The organism is Stenotrophomonas acidaminiphila, from assembly GCF_001431595.1.
GTDB lineage: Bacteria > Pseudomonadota > Gammaproteobacteria > Xanthomonadales > Xanthomonadaceae > Stenotrophomonas > Stenotrophomonas acidaminiphila.
Genome location: NZ_LDJO01000064.1, coordinates 1 through 17,849, shown reverse-complemented (window position 1 = coordinate 17,849; position 17,849 = coordinate 1). Strand labels below are relative to the sequence as shown.

General features: G+C 68.0%; 16 protein-coding genes. 10 read left to right on the top strand and 6 right to left on the bottom strand.

What is annotated here, in order from left to right; all coding sequences use genetic code 11:
- From ABB33_RS15170 to ABB33_RS18900, 6 genes are all read left to right on the top strand, one after another.
- Nucleotides 1-429: TIGR02453 family protein (locus ABB33_RS15170; protein ID WP_152985119.1), on the top strand; the 429-nt coding region annotated here is incomplete at its 5' end.
- Between the two features lie 74 nt (nt 430-503).
- Nucleotides 504-974: an SRPBCC family protein gene (locus ABB33_RS15165; protein WP_056932643.1), complete on the top strand. Its 471-nt coding sequence runs from the start codon at nt 504-506 to the stop codon at nt 972-974.
- 16 nt (nt 975-990) lie between these two features.
- Entirely contained in the window at nt 991-1,542 is a 552-nt protein-coding gene (locus ABB33_RS15160; RefSeq protein ID WP_056932642.1) for a DUF2939 domain-containing protein, read from the top strand.
- A 411-nt stretch (nt 1,543-1,953) separates the two neighbouring features.
- The gene (locus ABB33_RS19125) at nt 1,954-2,274 is read left to right on the top strand and encodes a YkgJ family cysteine cluster protein (RefSeq protein WP_152985120.1); all 321 of its coding nucleotides are present in this window, start codon (nt 1,954-1,956) and stop codon (nt 2,272-2,274) included.
- Nucleotides 2,275-2,364: 90 nt separating this feature from the next.
- Nucleotides 2,365-2,529, top strand: coding sequence for a hypothetical protein (locus ABB33_RS18860; protein ID WP_211260892.1), 165 nt, complete (start codon nt 2,365-2,367; stop codon nt 2,527-2,529).
- 27 nt (nt 2,530-2,556) lie between these two features.
- On the top strand, nt 2,557-2,700 hold the full coding sequence (locus tag ABB33_RS18900; RefSeq protein ID WP_169790241.1) for a hypothetical protein: 144 nt from the start codon (nt 2,557-2,559) through the stop codon (nt 2,698-2,700).
- 309 nt (nt 2,701-3,009) lie between these two features.
- Here ABB33_RS18900 and ABB33_RS15150 read toward each other — a convergent pair whose 3' ends face one another.
- From ABB33_RS15150 to ABB33_RS15130, 5 genes are all read right to left on the bottom strand, one after another.
- A complete protein-coding gene (locus tag ABB33_RS15150) occupies nt 3,010-3,222 on the bottom strand; it encodes a cold-shock protein (protein ID WP_054666511.1) in 213 nt (70 codons plus the stop codon).
- A gap of 273 nt (nt 3,223-3,495) precedes the next feature.
- Nucleotides 3,496-4,197, bottom strand: coding sequence for a spermine/spermidine synthase domain-containing protein (locus tag ABB33_RS15145; protein ID WP_225546624.1), 702 nt, complete (start codon nt 4,195-4,197; stop codon nt 3,496-3,498).
- Nucleotides 4,198-4,217: 20 nt separating this feature from the next.
- Nucleotides 4,218-5,171, bottom strand: coding sequence for a 5'-nucleotidase (locus ABB33_RS15140; protein WP_054666515.1), 954 nt, complete (start codon nt 5,169-5,171; stop codon nt 4,218-4,220).
- Between the two features lie 51 nt (nt 5,172-5,222).
- Complete coding sequence (locus tag ABB33_RS15135) at nt 5,223-5,993, bottom strand: NAD kinase (protein ID WP_054666519.1); 771 nt, start codon at nt 5,991-5,993, stop codon at nt 5,223-5,225.
- Nucleotides 5,994-6,317: 324 nt separating this feature from the next.
- A complete protein-coding gene (locus ABB33_RS15130; protein ID WP_056932640.1) occupies nt 6,318-11,297 on the bottom strand; it encodes an NAD-glutamate dehydrogenase in 4,980 nt (1,659 codons plus the stop codon).
- 107 nt (nt 11,298-11,404) lie between these two features.
- Here ABB33_RS15130 and ABB33_RS15125 point away from each other — a divergent pair, with 107 nt between their 5' ends.
- The 3 genes from ABB33_RS15125 to ABB33_RS15115 are packed head-to-tail and all read left to right on the top strand — an operon-like array spanning nt 11,405 to nt 16,557.
- On the top strand, nt 11,405-12,172 hold the full coding sequence (locus ABB33_RS15125; protein WP_082595125.1) for a TetR/AcrR family transcriptional regulator: 768 nt from the start codon (nt 11,405-11,407) through the stop codon (nt 12,170-12,172).
- 20 nt (nt 12,173-12,192) lie between these two features.
- Nucleotides 12,193-13,371 (top strand): efflux RND transporter periplasmic adaptor subunit, encoded by a 1,179-nt coding sequence (locus ABB33_RS15120; protein WP_082595124.1) that lies wholly within the window; start codon nt 12,193-12,195, stop codon nt 13,369-13,371.
- An 18-nt stretch (nt 13,372-13,389) separates the two neighbouring features.
- Entirely contained in the window at nt 13,390-16,557 is a 3,168-nt protein-coding gene (locus ABB33_RS15115; protein ID WP_056932639.1) for a multidrug efflux RND transporter permease subunit, read from the top strand.
- A gap of 465 nt (nt 16,558-17,022) precedes the next feature.
- Here the strand turns inward: ABB33_RS15115 and ABB33_RS15105 are convergent, their stop codons facing one another.
- Nucleotides 17,023-17,622 carry a calcium-binding protein gene (locus ABB33_RS15105; protein WP_056932637.1) on the bottom strand — a complete coding sequence of 200 codons (600 nt, stop codon included), beginning with the start codon at nt 17,620-17,622 and terminating at the stop codon, nt 17,023-17,025.
- A 37-nt stretch (nt 17,623-17,659) separates the two neighbouring features.
- On the opposite strand from ABB33_RS15105, the gene ABB33_RS15100 reads away from it, so the two are divergent.
- Nucleotides 17,660-17,848, top strand: a complete 189-nt coding sequence (locus ABB33_RS15100) for a transposase (protein ID WP_275452954.1) — start codon at nt 17,660-17,662, stop codon at nt 17,846-17,848.
- The last annotated feature ends 1 nt before the right edge of the window (nt 17,849 follow it).

Sequence of the window (17,849 nt, the reverse complement as noted above, 5' to 3'; positions counted from 1 at the left end):
ACCTGGAAGGGCGCGCGCCTGTTCCATGAGCGCCGCAAGCAGGTGCCGGCGCCGTCGTATTACATCCACCTGGCACCGGGCGAGAGCTTCGTGGGTACCGGCATCTGGCACCCGGAGCCGGATACGCAACGCCGCATCCGCCAGTTCATCTTCGACAACCCCGGCAGCTGGAAGGCAGCTGCGCATGCGCCGGCCACGCGCCGCCGCTACGCGTTCGAGACCAGCGAGAAACTGGTGCGCGCACCGCGCGGGTTCCCGGCCGATTTCGAGTTCATCGACGACCTCAAGCATCGCAACTGGGTGCTGTGGCGCCAGTTGGACGACACGCTCATGACCGGCCCGCGGCTGCGCCAGAGCCTGGCCGCCGACCTCGCCGCGCTGGGGCCGTTCGTCGATTACCTGTGCGCGGCGCTGGACCTGGAGTTCTGAGCGCACGCCGGGATTCACGCCACGCCGGTGGATTTGCGGCACCCTAGCGGGCAACGCCCGACGGAGCCGCCGCCATGGCCGCCATCCATCACCAGATCTGGATCGACGCACCGCTGGCCACCGTACACGCCGGCCTGGCCACCGCGCAGGGACTGGGGCGCTGGTGGGTCGCCCACACCGCCAGCGTGATCGACGGCGACGCCGTGCTCAGCCACAACCCGGGGCCGGCGCATGGCGTGGTTGCCATGAAGGTGCTGGAAACCTCCGCGCACTGCGTGCGCTGGGAGGTGATCAGCCGGCACCCGGTACAGAGCCCGGCCTCGGCGTGGACCGGCACCGAGATCCGCTTCGAACTGTCGCGCCGCGCCAGTCCCGGCGCCTGGCGCGGCCTGCCGCATGAGGGCGAACCGATGACGGTGCTCGAGTTCCGCCACCTGGGCTGGGACCCGGACAGCGAGTTCCTCGGCTTCTGCAGCCAGGCCTGGGCCGAGACCCTGGTGCTGCTGCGGCGCTGGGCCGAATCCCACCCCGAACGGCCGACCTGAGCCACGGAGCGCGACGATGAAGAAATGGCTGCTGCCGACCATCGCCCTGCTGCTGGTGCTGCTTGCCGGCTATGTGGCCGCCGGCCCCTGGCTGGCGATCCGCGGCATCTCCGAGGCGATCGAACAGCGCGACGCCGCACGACTTGCCCGGCATGTCGATTTCCCGGCGTTGCGGATCAACCTCAAGGCGCAACTCGACGACCAGCTGGTGCGGCGCGCCGGCAGCGACATGCAGTCCAGCCTGTTCGGCGTCATGGCGCTGGGCGTGGCCGGCCGCCTGACCGGCGCGGCGGTGGACGTGATGGTCACCCCCGCCGGCATCTCCGCGCTGCTGCAGGGGCATGGGGTGTGGAAGCGCGCCACTGGCGACACCGCCGACGGCGATACCTGGGGCCCGCCCGCGCCGGCCCGCCCCCTGCAGGGCGCACGCGGGCGCTACGAATCGCTGTCGCGCTTCACCGCTACCCGGCCGCTCGACGACGGCGGCAGCGTGGTTTTCGTGCTGTCCCGCCAGGGGCTGCACTGGCGCCTGACCGACATCACCCTGCCCCTGGACGCCCCGCAATGAGTCCCCTGCCGCGCCGTCCCGGGGCGCCGGGCCTTGGCGCCCCAGACAGCGCGCGGGCGGCGTTGCCGATGGACTGCGTTCGCCGTCGCTGCGCCTCGATCGCGGACGCGATCGATCCAGCGCATGCCGGAAACGGCACGGTACGTGAAACCGGCCTAGCCGCAAGGTGGTAGCATGGCCGGGCAGGCAATGCCTGCCCCGCGCGTTCCGCGCAGCCGCCCAGGCAGTTGCCCGCTCCGCTCCCTTTCCTGCGTCATCCGCTCCGGTGCGTCCGGGCGGCCGCTCAACGGGAGTCTCCATGACCGCACATTGCATCCGCGAAACACCGGCATCACGCCGGCCCGGCATCGGCGTCGCCAGGCACCTGCCCACAAGGGCACCGGCAGCACACGACCTGCGTGGAGACGGGGCCTGAACCCGTCATCCAGGCAGGCCGCTGCCAGCGTCCACTGCACGTCCTGCGACGCGGTCTGCTGCCGCCTGACCGTGGTGCTGGACAGCGAAGACGACGTGCCCGCGCACATGACCACCCGGCTCCACGGGCTGCGGGTCATGGCCCGCGATCCGGAGGGCTGGTGCGTGGCCGTGGACGGGCAACGGATGAACTGCCGGATCCATGCAAGCCGGCCGGCGGTCTGCAGATCCTTCGCCATGGGCGGGCCCTGCTGCCGCTCGGTGCGCGCGGCATACGCGCGCTCCGGAAGCCGCACCATCGAATCGACACTGGCATGAGGAGAGCACATGAGTACACCGCGCAAATCCGGTTCCATCGCACCGAGGAAAACATCGTCGGCCTTCGCCGGTCCGTCCGCATCAGGGCCCTTGACCCGTGAGCGCATTGCCGAGGACCTGGCCGCGTTCGACCGCGCCGGCGGAAAGATAGAAACGCTCGGCAACACCCCGCTGCGCGGCAAGGTCGAGAGTCCGAAACCGTCCGGCCGTGGCGGCAAGCCGGCGGTCGCCGAGCGCACCCCGGAAAAGACCTGACCTCCCCTCCCCCGACGGACGACGAACTTGGCCAAGATCAATTACTCATACGAGAAACGCCAGCGCGAGCTGGCCAAGAAGAAGCAGAAGGACGAGAAGCTCGCCAGGAAGCGCGCCCCCAACGGCACCCAGGCAACCGGTCCGGCCGACCCGCCGGCATCCACGTCCTGACGTTCCTGACGGCCGTAGCCAGCTCCGCGCAGCCCGTATAGAGCTTCGCACCGCACTGCATGATCGCGGGGCGCCATGCCACGCCGACGCGCGGGCGTGGCATGGATGCGCCACCGGCGCCGGTGCCCTGGCGGCACCCGCCAGCCAGCGGGCACGGGCAAAGACCGACGGCCACATGCATACCACCCATGCCTGCGCCTGCCGGGTGCGGGCGGCTATCACCCAGTAGCGCCTGCGCGCCACGCACGGCCGCAACGAAAAAGCCCGGCACGAGGCCGGGCTTTCCGATCACGGCGATTGCCGGTCAGTTCAGACCACGCGGACCTGATCGGCCTGCATGCCCTTCTGGCCCTTCACCGCCACGTAGGTGACCTTCTGGCCTTCCTGCAGCGACTTGAAGCCGGACGATTCGATCGAACGGAAGTGGACGAACAGGTCTTCACCGCCGCCGTCCTGGGTGATGAAGCCAAAACCCTTGGCGTCGTTGAACCACTTCACGGTACCGGTTTGGGACTGGGACATTTCAATGCTCCTTGTTGCGGATGGGCGCCGCGCTTGGCGGCAGGACGCTGATTCCAAGGAGAATTGAGAAGCGGGTGCAACAGTGTAGAAGGCAACCTCTACAGCATCGGGCCACGATTCAAGGTGACCCTTGTCATTCAGCGCGACCACGGTAGAGGCTTGGCGCGCGCAAAGCAAATCCTGTGCTGGCCGCGGTTCAGCCTCGGGCGCCAGGCACGCACCACATCGTGACCGGCGCGCCGGCTGCCGGCCGGACATCCGCCGGCCCGGAACTCAGTGCGGCGTGGACCGTGCCCAGGCCTGCGACAGCCGCTGGAAACCGGCACGCAGCTGCCCCCGTGCCGCCCATGGCAACGCCGCAAGCGCGGCATCGACCGGCGCCGGATGCGGCGCGCCGTTCCACGCGATCGCGACCTTGTTGCTCATGCCCGGCTCGTCCAGCTTCAGCACGCGCCCGTCGAAACTGCGCCGCAGCCGCGTCAGGTGCGCGCGGGTGTCGGTGTCGTAGAGGTTGCTGGCCATGACCCCGTCTGCTCCAAGCGCGGCGCGACAATCGTCATAGAACGCCTGGGTGGACAGCGCAGCGGGAATGCCCTGCGCATCGTAGGCGTCGAGCAGCAGCAGGTCGAAGCGGCCGCGCTGGCCACGCAGCCAGCGCGCGCCATCGACGCACGCCACGTGCAGCCGCGCGTCGTCGGCAGGGATGCGGAACGCATCGCGCAGCGCGATCACCCCGGCATTGTTCTCGGCCACCTCGATACCTGCCTGCGGCAGATGGCGATGGCAGAACTTGGCCTGCGCACCGCCGCCGAGCCCGATGATGCCGATGCGCCGCGGTGCCGGATGCAGCCACAGCGCGGCGAGCATGGTGCGGGTGTAACCGACGTGCAGGCGCTGCGGGAACCAGCGCGACATCCGGGTCTGGGTGACGTCGCCCTGGAACTGCAGCTCCACGTGCCGCCAGGTACGGCGCACGTGCGCACCTCCGCCGCCGCTCATCCGGCGCGGTCGGCGTTGGCGATACCGTGCGGCACATGACCGGCGGCGACGCTGTGGTGCTGGCGGGCGCTGTCGATGTTGTGCTGGGAGTCGTCGAAGAAGATGTCGGCGCCGAAGGCTTCCAGGAACGGTCCCTTGTGGCGTCCGCCGAGGAACAACGCCTCGTCCAGGCGCACGCCCCACTCGCGCAGGGTGCGGATCACCCGTTCATGCGCCGGCGCCGAACGCGCGGTGACCAGCGCGGTGCGGATCGGCGCCTCCTCGCCGGCCGGAAACGCGGCCTGCAACGCGTGCAGGGCCGACAGGAAGCTGCGGAACGGCCCGCCGCTGAGCGGCGCGTGCGCGTTCTCGCGCTCGTGGCGGCCGAAGGCTTCCACACCGTGTTCGCGCGAGATGCGCTCGCCCTCGTCGCCGAAGATCACCGCGTCGCCATCGAAGGCGATGCGCAGCTGCGCCGGCGGCCGCCCGGTGTCGGTGGCCGCCGCCGCGGATACCTCGCCGGGACCACGGGGCAGGATGGTGGCCGCGGCGATGCCGTGCACCAGCGCGCGCCGCACCGATTCCGGGTTGGCGGACAGGAACAGGTCGGTACCGAACGGCTTGACGTACGGCCAGGTCGGCTCGCCGGCGGTGAAGGTCGCGCGCACGATGCCCAGGCCGTAGTGCTGGATCGAATTGAAGATGCGCAGCCCGGTATCGGCCGAGTTGCGCGAGAGCAGGATCACCTCCACCCGCGGCGTCTCCATGGGAGCGCCCTCGTTCAGCGCCAGCAGCTTGCGCACCACCGGGAAGGCGACCCCCGGCTTGAGCACGTCGTCCTCGTGCTCGCGCTGGTATGCGGCGTAGGCCTCCACGCCCTCGCGCTCGAACAGCGCATGCCCTTCCTCGAGGTCGAACAGCGCCCGCGAGGTCACTGCCACCGTCAACAGCCTGGGAGTGTTGTCACCCATGTTCCTGATCCATTGCCTTGCCGTTGCCGGCGTTGTTGCCCGCGCACCCGCTCAGAACATGAACTGTTCGCTGAGGATGCGTTCTTCCAGATTGTGCTCGGGGTCGAACAGCAGCGTCACCTGGCGTTCGCGCGACTCGCGGATGGTGACTTCCACCACGTCGCGGGTCTCGTGCGAGTCGGCGGTGACGCTGACCGGCCGCTTGTAGGGGTCCAGCACCCGGAAGCGCACTTCGGTCTCGGCCTTGAGGATGGCCCCGCGCCAGCGCCGCGGCCGGTACGGTGCCAGCGGCGTCAGCGCGATGGTGTTCGAACCCAGCGGCAGGATCGGCCCGTGCGCCGAGTAATTGTAGGCGGTGCTGCCGGCCGGGGTGGAGACCAGCACGCCGTCGCAGATCAGCTCCTCCACGCGCTGCTGGCCGTTGAGGTCGATGCCGATATGCGCCGCCTGCCGCGTCTGCCGCAGCATCGACACGTCGTTGTAGGCCAGCGAGCCGACCGTGGTGCCGGATTCGGTGCGCGCGATCATCTCCAGCGGGCGCAGGTGCGCCGGCTCCGCCTGTGACAGCCGGTGCAGCAGGTCGTCGTCGCGATGGTGGTTCATCAGGAACCCGACCGTGCCCAGCTTCATGCCGAACACCGGCTTGCCCATGCTGCCGAAGCGGTGCAGCGTCTGCAGCATGAAGCCATCGCCGCCCAGCGGGCACAGCACGTCGGCCGCATCCGGGGCGTGGTCGCCATAGCGCGCGGCCAGGCCTTCGCGGGCCTGCTGCGCGGTGTCGGTACTGCTGGCGAGAAAGGCGATGCGGGGGGACATGGCCATCGTCGGTTGCGGTGAGGATTACCGAGGATAACCCGCAATCGCGAACCCTGCCTTTGCCGGGAGCAGGAAGCCGGAAAGCACCGCGGCCAGGGCCGCTCCTGCCGCAACATCCGTTGCTTTCACAGAAGCGGCCCTGGCCGCGGTGCTTTGTCCGGCAGGTGCCGACCCGTGGTCCGCACCCCCTGCCATCTTTCTGGAGCAAAGCCCCCTTTGTGCAAGGGGGCGCGGCGACAGCCGCGGGGACAGGCAAGCCCGAGGGCGGTGCCAACAGTTCGCGCCGCGGACTGTTGGGTCGGGCCGGTAGAACCGGCCCGACCACGGGGTTCAAACCCCGTGCGCCGCCAGCTGGCCCAGGCGCTGCACCGCGACCGAGACGGTCGGGTAGTCCAGCGTCTTCTGCTCGGCCAGTTCGGCCAGCATCGCCAGGGTGAAGCGCAGGCTGCTGTCGTCGCGGCCCAGCCACGCGGCGACCTTGGCCTCGGCGCTGCCACCCTTCATCGACAGCACCTGGCCGGCCAGGTTGCGCTGGTGCGCGGCCAGTTCGTCGCGCAGCACGCCACGGGCGACCGCGTGCCAGCGGCCGTTGACCTCCAGCGCGTCGATCTGCTCGAACAGCCACGGCATCTGCAGGGCTTCGCCCAGGCGGAAGTGGACCTTGGACACGTCCACCGGCTTGAGCTTGCGGGTGCGGGCCAGCTCGATGATGTCGAACGCCGGCTCCAGGAACTGCAGCTCGGACAGCTGCTGCGCCAGTGCCGCCGGCAGGCCCTTCTCCTTCCACTGCTTGACGCTGGCCTCGTAGGCAGGGCGCTGCGAATCCGGCAGCACGCCCGAAGCGACGCGGATGTCGTTGAACGGCCCCTGGTAGCGCTCGACCGCGGCAGTGATGCCCGGCATCGCGCCCGGACGGTTCAGCAGCCAGCGCACGAACGAACGCTGCAGCTTCCAGATCACTTCCAGGGCATCGACCTGCACGGCCTCGGGCAGGGTGCCGTCGAGCGCGTCGATCTGCGTCCACAGCGCGCGCGCATCCAGCGTCTCGCGGCTGATGGTGTAGGCCTTGGCGACCTCGGCCACGCTGCGGCCGGTGTCTTCCTGCATGCGCATCAGGAAGGTGGCGCCCATGCGGTTGATGGTCTGGTTGGTCACCGCGGTGGCGATGATCTCGCGCTTCAGGCGGTGGCCGTTCATCGCGTCGGCGTACTTCTTCTGCAGCGGCTGCGGGAAGTAGCGCAGCAGCTCCTTGGACAGGTACGGATCTTCCGGGATGTCCGACTCCAGCAGCTGCTGGAAGGCGACGATCTTGGAATAGGACAGCAGCACCGCCAGTTCCGGACGGGTCAGGCCCTGGCCACGCACCTTGCGCGCCGACAGCTCGGCGTCGGACGGCAGGAACTCGATCTGGCGGTCGAGCAGGCCCTGCCGCTCCAGCGTGCGGATGAAGTGCTGCTTGGAGCCCAGGCGCTTGACGCTCATCCGCTCCATCAGGCTGATGGCCTGGTTCTGGCGGTAGTTGTCCATCAGCACCAACCCGGCGACCTCGTCGGTCATCGACGCCAGAAGCTTGTTGCGCTGTTCGACGGTGAGCTTCTTGGCCCGCACCACGTCGTTGAGCAGGATCTTGATGTTGACCTCGTGGTCGGAGGTATCAACGCCGGCGGAGTTGTCGATGAAATCGGTGTTGAGCAGCACGCCGTTGTGCGCGGCCTCGATGCGGCCGAGCTGGGTCATGCCCAGGTTGCCGCCCTCGCCCACGATCTTGCAGCGCAGCTCGCCGCCATTGACGCGCAGGCCGTTGTTGGCGCGGTCGCCGACGTCGGCGTTGCTCTCGCTGGCCGACTTCACGTAGGTGCCGATGCCGCCGTTCCACACCAGGTCCACCGGCGCCTTGAGCGCGGCGTTGATCAGATCGGTCGGGGTCATCGACTTGATGCCGGCGTCGATGCCCAGCGCCTCGCGCACCTGCGGGGTGATCTCGATCGACTTGAGCGAGCGCGGGTACACGCCGCCGCCCTTGCTGATCAGCTTGGCGTCGTAGTCCGCCCAGCTCGAACGCGGCACCTTGAACATGCGCGCGCGTTCCTTGAAGGACGACGCCGCCACCGGGTTCGGATCGAGGAAGATGTGGCGGTGGTCGAACGCGCACACCAGACGGATGTGCTCGGACAGCAGCATGCCGTTTCCGAACACGTCGCCGGACATGTCGCCGATGCCGACCACGGTGAAGTCCTGCTTCTGGCAGTCGCGGCCCAGCGCGCGGAAGTGGCGCTTGACCGACTCCCACGCACCGCGCGCGGTGATGCCCATGCCCTTGTGGTCATAGCCCACCGAGCCGCCCGAGGCGAAGGCGTCGTCCAGCCAGAAGCCGTGCGCGCGGGCGATGCCGTTGGCGGTGTCGGAGAACGTCGCGGTGCCCTTGTCGGCGGCGACCACCAGGTACGGATCATCCTGGTCGTGGCGCACCACGCCCTGCGGCGGCACGATCTTGTTGCCGACGATGTTGTCGGTGATGTCCAGCAGGCCGTTGATGAAGCGCTTGTAGCAGGCCACGCCCTCGGCGAACCATGCATCGCGGTCCAGCGCCGGATCCGGCAGCTGCTTGGCGTAGAAGCCGCCCTTGGAGCCGACCGGCACGATCACCGTGTTCTTCACCATCTGCGCCTTGACCAGGCCCAGCACCTCGGTGCGGAAATCCTCGCGGCGGTCGGACCAGCGCAGGCCGCCACGGGCCACCGGGCCGAAGCGCAGGTGGGTGCCTTCCACGCGCGGGCCGCACACGAAGATCTCGCGGTACGGACGCGGCTTGGGCAGGTCCGGCACCTTGGCGGCATCGAACTTGAAGCTGATGTAGTCTGCCGGGCCGCCGTCGGCGCGCAGACCGTCCTTGCGCGGCATGTAGTAGCTGGTGCGCAGGGTGGCCTGGATCACGCCGATGAAGCTGCGCAGGATGCGGTCCTCGTCCAGGCTGGACACGCCGTCCAGCAGCTTGACCAGGGTGTCGTGGACCAGCGCCATGCGCGCGTCGCGGCTGCCGCCGCGCGCCTTGACCACGCCCTCGAGCAGCTTGATGGTGGCGGCATCGCCGCCGGCCAGCGCCTTGAACTGCGCCAGCTGCGCATCGGCCGTGGCCTTGTCGGTGGCCGGTGCCGGGTCGAAGCGGGCTTCGAACAGCTCCACGATCAACCGCGCCAGCAGCGGGTAGCGGTTGAAGGTGCCTTCGACGTAGGCCTGCGAGAACGGCACGCCGATCTGCAGCAGGTACTTGCAGTAGCCGCGCAGCATCGAGACCTGGCGCCAGTCCAGGCCGGTGGCCAGCACCAGGCGGTTGAAGCCGTCGTTCTCGGCCTCGCCGTGCCACACCCGGGCAAAGGCCTCGGCGAAGGCCGCGCTGGCGGCGGTCGCGTCGATCGCGCCGACGGTCGATTCGACCTCGAAGTCCTGCACGTAGACCGGCGCGTCGTCCACCATCAGCCGGTAGGGGCGCTCGGCGATCACGCGCAGGCCCATGTTCTCCATCATCGGCAGCACGTCGGACAGCGGGATGTCCTTGAGCTGGCGGTACAGCTTCATGCGCAGGCCATCGGCACCTTCGCGGTGGATGGTCTGCAGGCTCAGGCGCAGGTCGTCCGGACCGGTCAGCGCGTCGAGCTGGACCACGTCGGCGGCAGCGATCTCGGCACTGGAGTCCTCGATGTAGCCGGCCGGCAGCGCCTTGCCGATGCGCGAGGCGATGCGCAGGCCTTCGCTTTCGCCGTGGCGGCCGACCAGCGCCTCGCGCAGGTCGTCCTGCCAGTTGCGCAGCACGTGGGCCAGGCGCTTCTCCAGGCCGTCGGTATCCAGGTCCAGGCTCTGCCCGGCCTTCGGGCGCACGATCAGGTGCACCTGCGCCAGCGGCGAGTCGCCCAGCACCACGCTGGAATCCACGTACTCACCCTGCAGCGCATCGCGCAGCAGGCCCTCGATGCGCAGGCGCACGTCGGTGTTGAAGCGTTCGCGCGGCAGGAACACCAGCGCGGAAATGAAGCGGCTGAACTTGTCGCGGCGCAGGAACAGGCGGCTGCGCACGCGCTCCTGCAGGCCCAGCACGCCGATCGCGGTGCGGAACAGCTCGTCCTCGCTGGACTGGAACAGCTCCTCGCGCGGCAGCGATTCGAGGATGTGGCGCAGCGCCTTGCCGCTGTGGCTGGACGGGCTCAGGCCCGAGCGCTTCATCACGTTCTCGTAGCGCTGGCGCACCAGCGGGATTTCCCACGGGCGGCGGTTGTAGGCGCTGGAGGTGAACAGGCCGAGGAAGCGCTGCTCGCCGATGATGCGGCCCTTGGCGTCGAATTCCAGCACGCCGATGTAGTCCATGTAGCCGCCGCGGTGGATCCGCGAACGGGCGTTGGTCTTGGTCAGGATCAGCGCGTCGGTCAGGCCGCTGGTGGTGTTCAGGCCCTGCGCCGCCAGCCCCTTGACCGGGCGCGCCACCGAGGTGTCCTTGCCGCGCATCAGGCCCAGGCCGGTGCCGTTCTGCGCCGCCAGCACGTCCTCGCGGCCCTGCTTCTCGACCTTGTATTCACGGTAGCCGAAGAAGGTGAAATGGTTGTCCGCGGCCCAGCGCAGGAACTCCTGTGCCTCCTGGCGCGACTCGTCGCTCACCGGCAGGGTGCGCTGGCCCAGGTCGTCGGCCAGGGCCAGCGCCTTGTCGCGCATCGGCTCCCAGTCCTTGACGATGGCGCGCACGTCTTCCAGCGCCTCGTTCACGCGCCTGGCCACTGCTTCCATGGCGTCGGCCGGCTGCCGGTCGATCTCCAGCAGCATCACCGACTCAAGCGTGCCTTCGCCCACGGCGGTGAGCTTGCCGGCCTTGTCGCGACCCAGCGCGATCACCGGGTGGCCCAGCACGTGCACGCCAACGCCCATGTCGGCCAGCGCCAGCGATACCGTGTCCACCAGGAACGGCATGTCGTCGTTGACGATCTGCAGCACGGTGTGGGCGGTTTCCCAGCCGTCGGTCTTCAGGCCCGGGTTGAACACGCGGACATTGGCCTTGCCCGGCTTGCGCACGCGGGCGAACTCCAGCATGCCGGCGGCCAGCGCCGCCCAGTCCTCGGCGCGGTGCGCGCCGAATTCATCAGTCTCCATGCGCTTGTAGAACGCCGAAGCGAAGGCGACCGCCTGGGCCTGGGCCGCGGCGGGGTAACGCTTGCGCAAAGCCGCAAAAACCGGCTCCAGGGACAGGCCGGCCTCGGAAACACTCTGCTTGGCAGCCGGTTGGGATTTCGTTTTTGCGGACTTGGCAGCGTTGTTTTGCGATTTCATGGTTGAGCTTTCAGTGGGCTCCTGGGGAGGCGCGATTGTAGCCCCCGCCATTCGAAGAGCATTGTTGCAGGGCCGCAATCGCCCCCTCCAAACACCCCCGAAAACCAATGCAACGCATTGTTTTAAAACAACAAAATGATGCTTTCCGGGTTTTTCCGGACGAACCGCACCTGGCCTGGAAAAACCCGTTTTCGCGCCGCTTTACCAATTGTAAACTGGACGGTATAGTCCAAATCGTGCATCCCACCCCCTCCCGACCCACGCCTGCCGAGGCGCGCGACCAGCGCGTTTTCGACGCCGTGCGCGAGCTGCTGGCAACCCAGGGCATGCACCTGAGCATGGACGCGGTGGCCGCCTACGTGGGCTGCTCCAAACAGACCCTCTACAGCCGCTATGGCAGCAAGCGCGAACTGCTCAGCCTGGCGATGCGGCGGCATGCCAGCGTCGCCGCCGCCCCGCTGGCCGCCGGCGACGAGCGCCCATTGCGTGAGGTACTGTTGGATTTCGCCGTGCACTATCTGGAACACCGCAACCAGCCGCGTGTCCGCCAGGCCGCGCAGGTGATCGCCAGCGGCACTCTGGAATTCCGCGAGGAAGCGCGCGCGCTTTACCACGACAGCGCCGATGTCCTGCGCGACCAGTTGGCTGAATGGATGCGAACCGAGATGGCCCGCGGCCGCATCATCCATGACGATGCGCATTTCATGGCTGAAATGTTAATAAGCATGATCGCTGGCCAGGATTTCGAACGACAACGGTTCCACGCCCCCTACCGCGACGTCCCCGAGTTGCGCCGCCGGTGGGCCGAATTCGCCGTTGATGCCTTCCTGCGCGCCTTCCCGGCGCCGCCGGCCGGCATCCCCGGCACTCGCTAAACAACCTCCGGAGTTTCACGATGACCTCCCCGCTCCGCATCCTCGCCCTTACCGGCGCCCTGGCCCTGGGCCTGACCGCCTGCAAGAAGCCCCAGGAACAGGCCGCCCCGCCGCCGCCGGACGTCGGTGTCATCGAAGCCAAGGCGCAGACCCTGCCGCTGCAGCGGGAACTGGTCGGCCGACTGTCGCCGTTCCGCTCGGCCGATGTGCGCGCGCGGGTTTCCGGGGTGCTGCTCAAGCGCGCCTACGAAGAAGGCAGCGTGGTGAAGGAAGGCCAGTTGCTGTTCCAGATCGACCCGGCGCCGCTGCGTGCCTCGCTGGCCTCGGCCGAAGCGGCGCTGGCCGCGGCCCGTGCCAGCCATGCCAACGCCAGGACCACCGCCGAGCGCGCGCGCTCGCTGGCGCCGCAGAGCTACGTGTCAAAGTCCGACCTGGACAACGCCGAGGCCGCCGAACGCACCACCGCCGCGTCCGTGCAGCAGGCGCAGGCCGCCGTGGCCACCGCCCGCATCAACCTGGGCTATGCCAACGTCACCTCACCCATCGCCGGCGTGGCCGGCAAGCAGCAGGTGACCGAGGGCGCACTGGTCGGACAGGGCGAGGCGACCCTGCTGACCACCGTCGACCAGGTCGACCCGCTGTACGTCAACTTCTCGATGACCGCCGACGAACTGAGCGCGCTGCGTGCCGCCCAGGACAAGGGCGCGGTGGCCCTGGCCGGCGACGGCAGGGCCACGGTGCAGGTGAACCTGCCCGACGGCACCCCGTACACCCACCAGGGCACGCTGGACTTCTCGGCCACCACGGTCGACCCGGCCACCGGCGCGGTCTCGCTGCGCGCGCAGCTGCCCAACCCCGAACGCACCCTGCTGCCTGGCTCGTTCGTCAGCTTCAAGGCCAACCTGGGCGAGCGCAAGGACGCCTTCCTGATCCCACAGCAGGCGGTACTGCGCGACACCCGCGGTGGCTATGTGCTGGTCGTGGGCAGCGATGGCAACGTGGTCCGCAAGGACGTGGTGCTGGACGGCCAGCAGAACGGCAGCTGGCTGGTCTCCTCCGGCCTGGCCGGCGGCGACAAGGTCATCGTCTCGGGCGTGCAGAAGGTCAAGGAAGGTGCGCCGGCCAAGCCCTCGCCGTGGCAGCCGGCCGCGGCCCAGCCCGCCGCCAAGCCCGCTGCCGCGCCGGCTCCGGCCAAGTAAGGGAAACGGGAACCCGCCATGCCTAAATTCTTCATCGACCACCCGGTATTCGCCTGGGTGGTGGCCATCCTGATCTCGCTCGGCGGCGTGATCTCGATCCTCAACCTGGGCGTGGAGTCCTACCCCAGCGTCGCCCCGCCGCAGGTCACGGTGAGCGCCACCTACCCCGGCGCCAGTGCCGCCACCGCGGAAAAATCGGTCACCCAGGTGATCGAGCAGCAGCTGACCGGCATCGACAACCTGGTCTATTTCAGCTCGTCCTCGTCCTCGACCGGCCGCGTCTCCATCACCCTGACGTTCGACAGCGGCACCGACCCGGACATCGCCCAGGTGCAGGTGCAGAACAAGGTCGCGCTGGCGACCCCGCGGCTGCCGTCGGAAGTGACCAAGCAGGGCGTGGTGGTGGCCAAGGCCAACGCCGGCTTCCTGATGGCCATCGGCGTGCGCTCGGACGACGGCTCGGTGGACCGCGACGCGCTCAACGACATCGTCGGTTCGCGCGTGCTCGACCAGATCTCGCGCGTGCCGGGCGTCGGCAGTACCCAGCAGTTCGGTTCCGAGTACGCCATGCGCATCTGGCTCAACCCGGAGAAGCTGCAGGGCTACCACCTGTCGGCCACCGACGTGTACAACGCCATCGGCACCCAGAACCTGCAGTTCGCCGCCGGTTCGGTCGGCGGCGATCCCGCCCCGAACGGCCAGGCGTTCACCGCCACCGTCGCCGCCGAGGGCCGCTACAGCTCGCCGGAGGAGTTCGAGAACACCATCCTGCGGGCGAACGCCGACGGCAGCGTGGTGCGCCTCAAGGACGTGGCCAGCGTCGCCTTCGGCGCCTCCAACTACGGCTTCGACACCCGCTACAACGGCAAGCCGGTGGCCGCCTTCGCCATCCAGCTGCTGCCCGGCGCCAATGCCCTGGACGTGTCCAAGGCGGTACGCGCCAAGATGGATGACCTGGCCCCCAGCTTCCCGCCCGGGGTGAGCTGGTTCACCCCGTTCGACAGCACCACCTTCGTCAACATCTCCATCAAGGAGGTGGTCAACACGCTGGTGGAAGCCGTCGTGCTGGTGTTCCTGGTGATGCTGATCTTCCTGCAGAACTTCCGCGCGACGATCATCCCCACCCTGGTCATCCCGGTGGCCCTGCTCGGCACCTTCATGGGCATGCTGGCGATCGGCTTCACCATCAACCAGTTGACCCTGTTCGCGATGGTGCTGGCGATCGGCATCGTGGTCGACGACGCGATCGTGGTGATCGAGAACGTCGAACGCATCATGAGCGAGGAAAAGCTCGACCCCAAGCCGGCCACGCAGAAGGCGATGGGCCAGATCACCGGCGCGGTGGTGGCGATCACCGTGGTGCTGGCCGCGGTGTTCATTCCCAGCGCCATGCAGCCCGGCGCCTCGGGCGAGATCTACAAGCAGTTCGCGCTGACCATCGCCATGTCGATGGGCTTCTCGGCGCTGCTGGCGCTGAGCTTCACCCCGGCACTGTGCGCGGCCTTCCTCAAGCCGACCCACAACGACAGGCCGAACTGGATCTACCGCACCTTCAACACCTATTACGGCAAGCTGGAAAAAAGCTATGTCGGCAGCGTCGGCAGCGTCATCCGCCACAGCCCGCGCTGGCTGATGGTGTTCGCGCTGCTGCTGGTGCTGTGCGGCTTCCTGTTCACCCGTCTGCCCGGCAGCTTCCTGCCGGAAGAGGACCAGGGCTATGCGCTGGCCATCGTGCAGTTGCCGCCGGGCGCGACCAAGACCCGCACCTCGGTGGTGTTCGACCAATTGCTGGGGATGATGAAGGACGACCCGTCCTTCGAGGGCATGATGCAGGTCACCGGCTTCAGCTTCATCGGTTCCGGCGAGAACGTCGGCATGGCCTTCATCCGCCTCAAAGACTGGGACGCGCGCAAGGAGACCGCGCCGGAGTTCATCCAGAAGATGAACGGCAAGGCGTTCGTCGGCATCAAGGACGCGCAGGTGTTCTTCGTCAACCTGCCCACCGTGCAGGGCCTGGGCCAGTTCGGTGGTTTCGACATGTGGCTGCAGGACCGCGCCGGCGCCGGCCAGGATGCCCTGATGGAGGCGCGCAACACCCTCATCGGCGCGGCATCGGCCGACAAGTCGCTGGTCGGCGTGCGCCCCAACACTCTCGAGAATTCGCCGCAGTTGCAGCTCAAGGTGGACCGCGTGCAGGCCCAGGCCATGGGCGTGTCGGTCAACGACGTCTACACCGCGATCCAGATGATGCTGGCGCCGGTGTACGTCAACGACTTCTTCTACGGCGGCCGCATCAAGCGCGTGAACATGCAGGCCGATGCCGCCTACCGCACCGGTCCCGAATCGCTGCGCAGCTACTACGTGCCCAGCTCGCTGAGCAAGGACGCCGACGGCCAGCGCTCGATGATCCCGCTCAGCACGGTGGTCAAGTCCGAGTGGATCTACGCGCCGCCAGCGCTGAGCCGCTACAACGGCTACTCGGCGGTGAACATCGTCGGCTCGCCGGCCCCGGGCGGCAGCTCCGGCCAGGCGATGGCGACCATGGAGAACCTGGTGCGCAACGACCTGCCCAACGGCTTCGGCTACGACTGGAGCGGCATGTCCTACCAGGAAATCCTGGCCGGCAACGCCGCGGCGCTGCTGATGGTGCTGTCGGTGGTGGTGGTGTTCCTGTGCCTGGCCGCGCTGTATGAAAGCTGGTCGATCCCGGTCTCGGTGCTGCTGGTGGTGCCGGTCGGCATCCTCGGCGCGGTGGTGTTCTCGCTGCTGCGCGGCCTGCCCAACGACCTGTACTTCAAGATCGGCATGGTGACGGTCATTGGCCTGGCCGCGAAGAACGCGATCCTGATCGTGGAGTTCGCGGTGGAACAGCGCGCCGCCGGCAAGACGTTGCGCGAGGCCGCGATCGAAGCGGCGCACCTGCGCTTCCGGCCGATCCTGATGACCTCGTTCGCGTTCATCCTGGGCGTGCTGCCGATGGCCATCTCCACCGGCGCCGGCGCCAACGCCCGCCACTCGCTGGGTACCGGCGTCATCGGCGGCATGCTGTTCGCCACCGTCATCGGCGTGCTGCTGATCCCGCTGTTCTTCGTCACCGTGCGCCGCGTGCTCGGCGACAAGCTGGACGAACCGTCCAGGCAGTTCATCGAGCAGCACAAGGTGCGTACGGTGCAGCAGGATCGCTGATCCGGCCTGCCGCTCCGGCACCCCGCAAGCGACGAAGCCCCGGCAATACCGGGGCTTCGTCGTTCAGGGAAAGAGCCGTGCGACCTTCCGGTCGCAGTCCCGCTGCGTGCAACCATGTGCGCACTCATACATGGCGGCTTTCTTCGCCGCTCCACAGAAAAAAGAGACCCGCGTTTCCCCGGGTCTCTTCTCGAAGCTGCTCAATCGAGTGGTTTTCGGCTACATCATCTGTATCGCAGACATGGCGTGATGCCTGAGACCCTGATTGAATGCGGACCTCGGGACACCATGCATACCCAGAGCGAACGGCTCTGTCTCCGGCATGCTCTGCTCAGACTGCACGGCATCGCCGTAACCCGCCATCGCGTCGACCAGGAGTTGAAGCTCTCCCGTCCGGGTGATGAACGCCTCCCGGATGATCGGCGTTGGCATCCCCAAGCTGTCCGGAATTTCCTGCCAATCCATCTAGAAAGGCATCGCCGGCCGGCCTGCGTCGGATATGCCCGGACGGCCTTCCGCCTCCAAGGACGAAGGCGATACCGCGTCGTCCCACATCAACGGCAGCCACGGCACGGTCCGCCGTGACACGTCCATACCATCAGAAGGCACGCCTGACGCACGCGGATCAAAGCCCAGGACCTCCCCGGCCTCGCGGGTTGGACGATGGGGCACATAGCCCCAGATCCCATTGCCTTCCCGCTTCGAGCCGCTCCCAATCGTTCCCTTCGCCAACGAGGTATGCGCCAGGTTCGGCATGGACATCTGCCGCATGGCCTCTGCACCGCCCTGGGCCATGGGGGCCGCAATGGACTGGGTACCCGACAAGGGGGTCAACATAGCGCTGATGCTTGCGGCAGAGATGCCGTAGCCATCGGAGGGTTGCACATAGTCGATGGCGTAATTGCCGCTGGCGTCGAAGTGCTTGTACACGCGCACCTGTTGGGTGGAATCGCCGTCAACACGGATCAGCAGGTCATCGCCATCCTGATGGAAGCTCAGGCGGGTACGATCGATGCTCTTGCTGCTGGAGTTGAACAGGTGGACCGGCCAGCCTTTCGTAGACACTCGGACGCCATAATTGATGGCAATGACCGAGGTGTTTATGGGCAACAGCAAGCAGTACACGGATGAGTTCCGCGCAGAGGCGGTGAAGCAGGTAATCGAGCGCGGCTTTACAGTCGTGGACGTAGCCTCCCGGATCGGGATTCCCAAGCACACACTGTACGGCTGGGTGCAGGCGGCCAAGAAGACGGTGCGTGCCCCGGACACTATAGCCGTGCGGTGCGATTGAG